The sequence below is a fragment of the Methanoculleus sp. SDB genome (genome assembly GCA_001412355.1).
Lineage (GTDB): Archaea > Halobacteriota > Methanomicrobia > Methanomicrobiales > Methanomicrobiaceae > LKUD01.
Genome location: LKUD01000001.1, coordinates 1 through 2,177 on the forward strand (window position 1 = coordinate 1; position 2,177 = coordinate 2,177).

Genomic DNA, 2,177 nt, shown 5'->3' on the forward strand with positions numbered 1-2,177 from the left:
CGTCTGCGGGGTTATCGGATACGCGGAGATGACACCCGGATGTATGAGTCTGACCGCTTCCGCAACGGCATGGGACCCTTCCATAATTTTTCGCATCTATTTCTCCTCCAGTTCCATCTCTATAGCATCCGCGGGGCACTCGTCGGCGCATACACCGCACCCCTTGCAATAGTCATAGTCGGGCACCGGCATGCCCTCCTCATCCTCACTGATACACCCTTCGGGACAGATCAGGATGCAGAGCCCGCATTTCGAGCATTTCTCACGTGAAAACCGCGGGATGAAAACCCGCCACGACCCCGTCCTGTTGTCCCGCGCCCGCCCGGGTTTTGCGGCGCATCCGATATTGAGGGCCATATTACATTCCCTCCCGCACCATGTCAAAAGCACGCCGTGCTGCAAGAATATTCTTCTCGGCAAGCGGAGCGGGGAAGCGCTCGCGAAGTGCCGATTCAAGGGCGGAGAATTCAATTTCTCCGGTTGCCGCGGCAAACGCACCCATCAGCGTCGTGTTTACAATCGGCAGCCCGAGTACGTCCAGCGCAATCTTCGTCGCATCGATCGTGATGAGGCGCACACCCTCGGGCACCTGATAATTCGCTGCTTTTTCCGTGTTGATAATCGCAATGCCTCCTTTTTTCAGGCCGGCAAAAACGGGAACGTCCTTGATCAGGGTGCTGTCCTGCACGATGACATAATCCGGCTCGTAGATCTGGCTTCTCAGACGGATTTTCTGATCACTGAAGCGGACAAATGCCTGGACAGGTGCGCCGCGGCGCTCCACCCCGAAGGCGGGAAATGCCTGGGAAAAGGCGCCGCTTTCAAATGCAGCGACGGCAATCAGTTCCGCTGCCGTGACGGAACCCTGCCCCCCCCTTCCATGGATACGTAGCTCTTTCAACAAAATCCCCACATAATTTTACATGATTAATTAATATAAATCAACCCATCCGGGTGTGCGCTCTTTTCGAGAGGAGGGAAAAAGGGATTGGGGACGGAAATGCGGTCTATTTCCGCCGGAATGCCCGGCAGGCAATATACAGCACCATGAGTACCCCGAACGGCACAGCAACGCCCGGGAACTCGGGAACCGGTGTGGGCGGTATGCTCCATGTCACGGTGACGATGTTCGAGGTGACAAGGATGCCGCCCGACGTGTACATCTCACCGACAATACGGTCGGTCCCCGAGCCGCCGATTCCGGTATATGTGAACCGGACCGTCCCGGCTGCGTCGGAAAAGCCGGTTGTTGATTGCCCCGCATTGGGCCCGTCCAAGACCCGGATACCGACCTGCCGGAAAGAAACGGCGGCGCCGGTCCAGTCCCGTACGAGGGCCGTCACCGTATGCTGCTGCCCGACGGTGCGGGCTGCGGATGCGGGGATGAGTGTGAGCGTGTCGTTCTTCACGACCGGTTTGTCGGTCCATGTCACGGTGACGGTATTGGATACCCGGAGAATCCCGCCGGAGTCGATCATGGTCGCGTGAATGACGTCCGTTCCGGTCTGCCCTCCGGTGTAGGTAAAGGGAATCAGGCCGGTTGCTCCCGTGCTGCCGTTGAAGAGCGTTCCTGCATGGGGGCCGGTGATCACGGTGAAGTTGACCGGGCGACCGGAAATCGGGTTGTTGCTCGCATCCAGCACGAGTGCGTGGGTTGTATACGGCGTATTGACCTGTACCGTTGCCGGGCCGGGGATCAGCTGAATTGTTTCGGGACCGGGAGGCGGCGGGGTCGTCGTCCAGATGACGGTGACGAGATTCGATGTCCGGACGACTCCGCCGGAATCCGTGATTGTCCCGACAAGCGAATCGGTGCCGGCAACACTTCTCGTGTAGGTAAACGTCACGTTCCCGGCGGAATCGGTCGTGCCGGTCTGATTCAGCGACGGGCTGATCCCGGTGATATCCAGACGGACGAGGCGGCCGGATACGGGACTACCGGTCGTCGCGTTGGTGACGTGGGCAATTGTCGAATACGGTGTACCGACTTGGTTCGACGCGGGACCCGGGATGAGCACTATCGTCTCCGCACCCGGACCGGGTGGCGGCGGGGTCGTCGTCCAGGTCACGGTGACGATATTCGATGTCCGGACGGCAGGGGTGGGATCCGTTATCGTCCCGACAAGCGTGTCGGTGCCGACAACACTTCGCGTGTAGGTGAAGGTCACGTTCCCGGC

At 59.4% G+C, this 2,177-nt stretch carries 3 protein-coding genes; all 3 read right to left on the minus strand.

Annotated features, from left to right (window positions below; all coding sequences use genetic code 11):
- Positions 1-96: 96 nt before the first annotated feature.
- The gene (locus tag APR53_06260) at positions 97-357 is read right to left on the minus strand and encodes a pyruvate synthase (GenBank protein KQC05847.1); all 261 of its coding nucleotides are present in this window, start codon (positions 355-357) and stop codon (positions 97-99) included.
- 1 nt (position 358) lies between these two features.
- The gene (locus tag APR53_06265) at positions 359-901 is read right to left on the minus strand and encodes a pyruvate ferredoxin oxidoreductase (protein ID KQC05848.1); all 543 of its coding nucleotides are present in this window, start codon (positions 899-901) and stop codon (positions 359-361) included.
- Positions 902-1,007: 106 nt separating this feature from the next.
- Positions 1,008-2,168, minus strand: a complete 1,161-nt coding sequence (locus APR53_06270) for a hypothetical protein (GenBank protein ID KQC05849.1) — start codon at positions 2,166-2,168, stop codon at positions 1,008-1,010.
- Positions 2,169-2,177: the final 9 nt, after the last annotated feature.